At 45.9% G+C, this 6,118-nt stretch carries 7 protein-coding genes; 1 reads left to right on the forward strand and 6 read right to left on the reverse strand.

The genetic code is table 11. The annotated features are described in order from the left end of the window. Positions 1-3: 3 nt before the first annotated feature. From AC23N5_RS28375 to AC23N5_RS28385, 3 genes are all read right to left on the reverse strand, one after another. Positions 4-300 (reverse strand): DUF3817 domain-containing protein, encoded by a 297-nt coding sequence (locus tag AC23N5_RS28375; RefSeq protein WP_487758112.1) that lies wholly within the window; start codon positions 298-300, stop codon positions 4-6. 89 nt (positions 301-389) lie between these two features. Beyond that, the gene (locus AC23N5_RS28380) at positions 390-1,217 is read right to left on the reverse strand and encodes a sterol desaturase family protein (RefSeq protein WP_183971535.1); all 828 of its coding nucleotides are present in this window, start codon (positions 1,215-1,217) and stop codon (positions 390-392) included. Positions 1,218-1,258: 41 nt separating this feature from the next. Then, positions 1,259-1,795: a DUF4833 domain-containing protein gene (locus tag AC23N5_RS28385; RefSeq protein WP_487758113.1), complete on the reverse strand. Its 537-nt coding sequence runs from the start codon at positions 1,793-1,795 to the stop codon at positions 1,259-1,261. A gap of 215 nt (positions 1,796-2,010) precedes the next feature. On the opposite strand from AC23N5_RS28385, the gene AC23N5_RS28390 reads away from it, so the two are divergent. After that, positions 2,011-2,376 (forward strand): hypothetical protein, encoded by a 366-nt coding sequence (locus tag AC23N5_RS28390; RefSeq protein WP_183971533.1) that lies wholly within the window; start codon positions 2,011-2,013, stop codon positions 2,374-2,376. Positions 2,377-2,418: 42 nt separating this feature from the next. Here AC23N5_RS28390 and AC23N5_RS28395 read toward each other — a convergent pair whose 3' ends face one another. Genes AC23N5_RS28395 through AC23N5_RS28405 form a run of 3 tightly spaced genes read right to left on the reverse strand, consistent with a single transcriptional unit; the run spans position 2,419 to position 5,916 of the window. Then, on the reverse strand, positions 2,419-3,537 hold the full coding sequence (locus AC23N5_RS28395) for an MFS transporter (protein ID WP_487758114.1): 1,119 nt from the start codon (positions 3,535-3,537) through the stop codon (positions 2,419-2,421). Continuing rightward, positions 3,537-4,235 (reverse strand): DsbA family oxidoreductase, encoded by a 699-nt coding sequence (locus AC23N5_RS28400; RefSeq protein ID WP_487758115.1) that lies wholly within the window; start codon positions 4,233-4,235, stop codon positions 3,537-3,539. Before AC23N5_RS28400 ends, AC23N5_RS28395 begins: the two co-directional genes overlap by 1 nt. 13 nt (positions 4,236-4,248) lie before the next feature. After that, positions 4,249-5,916 (reverse strand): S8 family serine peptidase, encoded by a 1,668-nt coding sequence (locus AC23N5_RS28405; protein WP_183971530.1) that lies wholly within the window; start codon positions 5,914-5,916, stop codon positions 4,249-4,251. Between the last annotated feature and the right edge of the window lie 202 nt (positions 5,917-6,118).

Here is a 6,118-nt window from a genome sequence, read left to right on the forward strand (position 1 = left end):
GAATTATACGTGGCGAAACAACTTCGCGTCGGCCCAAAAAGTACCAAAAGGAACAATAGAAGCTAGCAAGGCCAACGCCGTTTTTTTTAGGGGCCAGTTGTACTCAATTTTACACTGCACAACCGCTAATACGTACAACACAAACAGCAAACCGTGTACCATGCCAATCACTTTGTTGGGGCCTGGCATCTCGGCATAATACTTTAATGGCATGGTTATGAACAAGATAAGCAAAAACGAAACGCCTTCTATGAAACCAATAACCCGCAAACGCCCTATTTGAGTTTTTAATAAATCCATCTTTTTTGAAATTTTGGTTGAAAAACGCACCAATGAATCTACAAAGAAAGACGATTTGAGGCTTTAATTTGCTTTTATATACCAAAATATTAAGGCGGCCCAAACAAAATACCCGTTACTTCTCGCCAGCTTTTGGCCTTCCGAACATCCCTAACAATGTCTCGCCACTCGTGAAAATTAAGATAGACCACATTGTTGGAAGTTACGGGCTTCGTTAGTCCGTAAATAGGTCGTTCGGTTTCTTCTTGAAACGTACCAAACAATCGATCCCAAAGAATAAAGGTAGTTCCAAAGTTTTTGTCAAGGTAAGCATCATTTTTGCCGTGGTGCACTCGATGGTGCGACGGCGTGACAAAAATATACTCAAACCAGCGAGGCAACTTGGTGATGACTTCTGTGTGTAGCCAAAACTGATACAATAAGTCGATTTGGTAACACATAAACGTAATAACGGGATGAATGCCTGATAGCCAAACGGGCAGAAAAAAGATAATTTTTATGTGCTGCGTCCATGAATTTCGAAACGAAGTGGACAAATTTAGGTGTTCTGACGAGTGGTGTGTCACGTGGGTAGCCCACCAAATCCGTTGTTTGTGCGCAATGTAATGAGCTAAGTAATTACAAAAATCAATGCCCAAGTATCCCAATACCCACGCCCACCAGGTATTCGGGATGCGCCACGGCACAAGTTCATAACAAAACAAAATCAAACCGACCGTAAGCGCTTTCAATAATCCATTGATAACCAAAGCACCCACCCCAATTCCGACCGACGCTTTCAAATCATCCGCGTCGTAATGATGGTGCGGATCGTGGCGTAAAAACCAGTATTCAAGGGCGACAAAAATAAAAATAATGGGGGCAGCATACAGCAATAGCGGCTGCACGTCTTGTTCAAACTGCAATAAAAAAAGCATTAGAATGTCAAATTAAAAAATGAAGAATATCAATCAAGAAATCACTGAATATCAATGCGTTCGTACGCTTTGGTACGGTTATCACTTTCAACCCCAAAAAGCTCTACGTACTTTACTTTTGGAATAAACGCATTGTTAGCTAACTGCACAAACACTTTCTGTAACAGCACTTTACGGCCATTGATGTGGGTCATAGCCACGGGTTTATTTTCTTGATACGTCACCCAAATTTGACGTTTCTTAAACGCATTCAAGGAAATTTCATAGGTGTTGGCACTAGGAGTTGAATGGTGTTTGTAGCCATAAGCTAGCTGCCACTGAAGCGTTGAGAGACCTTCGCGTTGCCCACGGTCGGCGTACCGTATCCAATATACGTTCATCGGGCTTTCATCGTCCAATTTTTTGTTCGAACCCACATTCGCCTCGTACATGACGGTATTGATGTTGTTGCTCCGTTGAATGTAGAACAAATGGTTTGATGTGCGCGGAGGCTCGGGAAAATGGAGTTTTGAGGGCGTTTCGTCGGCACAAAAAGTACCCAACGCCCCTGTTAGCAGGAGCATGCTTAAAAGTTTCATAGCTGTAAGTAAGGTTGTTTTTAAGACCTTCAAATCCATGACAACTCAGCGCAGCCTCCCCCCTATGGCTGCCGCTACTTTTTTGTTTTCTCCCCTTTTTATGCGCCTCTGTCTCTTCCTGTGAATGGCTTCTTTGCAACGCTCTGCGAGAAAATCACGTATTCTTAATTGAGTTTACCTCCTCTTTATTTATCCAACAAATTTGAATACAAACCATGAATCGTCTCAGCCGTCAAATGTTAGTTTGTTTGTCGCTCGTAGGAGTGAGTCTATTACCAGCCTGTTCAACTTCATCGGTTGACCCAGCCACAGACACTTCTACGACCAAAGTAGCTTTTGAGCATGCCACAGCGAAGCCTATTTTTGATACGTATTGCGCAAGCTGTCATGCCTCTGGAAAAAGTAATTATCGCGACTGGTTGTACGATCCAACCGATTATACAACTACCATCAAAGGGAAAATTTCGACGATTTATAATGAAGTTTATGTAAAGAAATCCATGCCCGAAGGCACTAAATTAAGTACGACCGAATTAGCAGTTTTCAAAGCGTGGTACGATGCGGGTTATCCTGCCAAATAACCTTGATTCTGCCAGTTGATGCGGTGTCAACTGGCGGAACTGCTACCGAAAAATACGAAGTAAATAGGCTGTGAGTATCAAAATCGCCACTTCAAACACCAACAAGGCATTGACAATGCCGACGTGGTCAGACAAGTAGCCAAGAAAAATAGCAGGAATTCCGAAGCCGATGTACCCCATAAACATATAGCCTGACACGGCCCTTGCCCGTTGAACTCCGCCGTAGTTGGCAATCAATGCCAGCCCTCCCACGTACGAAAAGCCGTAAGCCGCCAAGCCAATGAGTGTTGTCCCACTCAAAATTACCCACAATTGCCCCAAATGACTACCCAACACCACCAGTCCAAAGCCCAATGGCACCAGCACATAACCAATGCGAACGGATTGTTTAGGGTCGTTTTTGCGAATAAAAGGTTGCAAGAAAGCGCCCGTCCAATTGATTAATACCAAGCAAAAGCCCGCATAAGGCGTCAGGTTAAGTTTAGCCAGTTGGGTTGGAATAATGGCAATGACCGTGCCCGTTGCCGCCCAACAAATCGCAATAGCCATGTTGACGGGGAAAGAGCCTTTGGGAAAATACGGGAGTCGAAGGATATTTCCACCAATCGGTTTGGGGTTGGGCAACGTAAAGAGAAGTATAAGCCCAATAAAAGTAGTACCCAAAAGCAAATAATAGGTAGGCGGAACAAGCTGAAAATCAACAAGTAAATACAGAGTTGTGGCAAGTGCGCCTCCACTAAAACCAATGGCCGTAGAAAGCGAAGCCAAATTAGCGGCTTTGGTTGGCGCATTTTTATCGGGGTACAGAACTTCGGTTAAATAAGCCGTTCCAGTGCCCATGCTCAATGCCAAAGCAACCCCTTGCAGCATCCGAGCAAATACCAAAGCCGTTACATTGGGCGAAATAGTAATGACGAGGGTGGCTAAAAAAGAACAAAAAACGCTGACAATTAGCACAGGTTTTCGCCCGATTCGATCGGAAATCCCTCCTAAAAAAACGTAACAAGGCAGCATACCTGTGATGTACGCTGCCAAGACTAAAGCGGTTTGGCCGTTGTTGAGACCCGCTTCAGCCGCATATACCCGAAAAAGTGGCATCGAGATATTGACGGCCAACGTGACCAGCAACAACGCAAACGAAATAATGCGAAAAGGCGGCATTAACATACACCCGTTTCGAGATCACATGCTTCTCCTTGCGTTGGCGCTTGAATGGGGGCTTTGATGGCAATATCTGGCAATGCCTGCAAAAACAAATCCGTTGGCTGCGCTCCCGACACCGCGTATTTGTCGTTGATGATGTAATACGGCACGCCGCTTACGCCCATCAAACGGTTTTGGTAAAGAAGTTGGTCCACTTCTTCTGCTCCTTTATCAGAAGCAATAAATTGACGCACTTCTTCGGCATCTAACCCCACCGACTGCGCCACAGCTACTACGTTTTCGACATTGGCCAGGTTAACACGGTTTTCAAAATAAGCCTTAAAGAATGCCTCTACCAGCGCTAATTGTTTGCCTTTTTGCTGGGCAAACCAAACCAAACGGTGCAAACCGTGCGTGTTGGGTGAAATTTGTTGGTTCAACAAATCAAACTCTAGTCCTTCGCCCGCCGCCACGTTCGACACTTGGTTGGTCAATTCATAAAAACGCTCTTCTCCGCCAAATTTCGCCGAAAGTCGTTCCTTCATATTTTCTCCTTCCAGCGGCGTATCGGGTGAAAGCTGAAACGGCAAATAGCTGATTTCAAACGTATAATCGTCTTTGAGTTGGTCAACTGCTTTTTCCAAACGGCGCTTTCCGATGTAGCACCACGGACAAACAACGTCCGAAACGATGTCGATTTTAATGTGTGGTTTCATGTAAACTTTTTTCTTATTTGATTACTTTCAAAACCCGTACGCGTTCGTTATCGTTCATTTTTAATACATAACTCCCTTGAGGCATTGCCATCGGTAGTGTCAGTTTACTTGATGGTTCATTGGCCATAACCGACTGCTGTAACCATACCCGCCCCGCCACGTCTGTCAGTGCAACTTCCACTTTTTTCCCCGTAAATTCTGCTCCCCATTGAATCTGCAACGCATTGGCATTCCCCAATGGATTTGGAAACACAATGGCTTCCGTTGGCTTATTTCCACCCACTCCCATGGGTAAATATTTGGCCCGTGCCACCTCAGTCGCCGCCGCAAAAGTGGGAATACCGTAGCCAAATTGAGGGGTTGGGCTGGAAAAACGATCTCCTGCCCGACGAATACAATCAATGACTTGCATGGCGGTAAGTTGCGGTTGCGACTGCCAAAATGCCGTTACCAAGCCCGCAATCAACGGGGCAGAATACGAGGTTCCGTTGCCCGCTGTTACCGTACCTGCCTGGTTGGAAAGTACCGTTAAAGCTCCTTGCGCGCACACATCGGGTTTCACGCGTCCGTCGGCTGAAGGACCAATGGAACTAAACGAAGCCAACGCTTTGGTGCTTCCAACCGCACCCACGGCCAACACGGAGTCAGCATCGGCAGGGGCAGAAATGTATTTCCACGCACTTGCCCCTTCGTTACCAGCCGAGGCCACCACTATCATGCCTGTTGCTGCGGCCCAATCGGCGGCCCGCGTAATGAGCGTCGTTTTACCGTTCATGTCGGCATAGGTATAATCATCGGCTTCGTTATCGAATTGATTGTACCCCAATGAAGTATTGATGACATCGACACCCAAACTGTCGGCGTACTCAGCCGCAATGAGCCAATTGGCCTCCTCCAAGCGCGACTCGCTGTTGTCATCTTCGGTACGAAGAAGTGCGTAAGAAGCGCCGTAAGCAGGGCCAATCAGGCTATTTTCTTTAAAGCTTGCCATGATACTAAACACGTTGTTTCCGTGCGAATGGTCTTCGTAAACACTGGTTTCATTCGCTACAAAATCGTAAGTAACCACCACTCGTTTGTCGGAAAACAATGGACTCAACGCAGGATTTGTATTGGAATTTAAGAAACCAGCATCCAAAATCGCCACCAGCATTCCTTTCCCATTGTAGCCTTGGTCGTGCATCGCATCGGCACCCAACATTTGAATTTGACTAAGCGAAGCTCCGTAATTGAAAGCGTCCATTCCAAATTTTTGTTGCGTGGCATTGGTTTGTTTTTCAGCAGACAAACGAGCCGTACGAAGGGCGCGATTAAACTCAACCCCTTTCACCGACGACAACGCCCGAATGGCTGCCAATTGTGTCGAATTAGCCTCAACCAATACAGCATTCAACCAACGGGAAGTGTACCAAACCTTGGCACCCGTTTGGCGAATTTGAGATACATAACTAGGATTGACTGGCAAATCTCTCGACGTCAACGCAATACCTTGCCGCGAACGGCGATCCACCGAGCGCTGACTCAGATAAGCCGTGGGTTTGTCGGTCGTAAAGGGGGTACCTGTTTTGTCTTTTAATAAAACCAAGTACTTGGCGGTCTGCGCCTGTACCATCCCACTCCACATAAAAAGCCAAGTGAACATCGCCACAAAAAGCCATTTACCTCTCTGATTACCAGTCATTTGTATATGTTTTATCTATTTATTCTCTTTCTAGTAAATACCGCATATAAATCCAAATTCGACACTCTCTCGTCGGGTTGTGAGCAACCCTCCCCACGTTTGTAACTCTCCCCACAATTCGACATCGCACGGATTTCTATGGTTTATGCAAGCGTGCGAGTATAATTTTTGTCATATTTTTGCTGGTGATGCACCACCGAGC

Source organism: Runella sp. R5_40, from assembly GCF_057652295.1.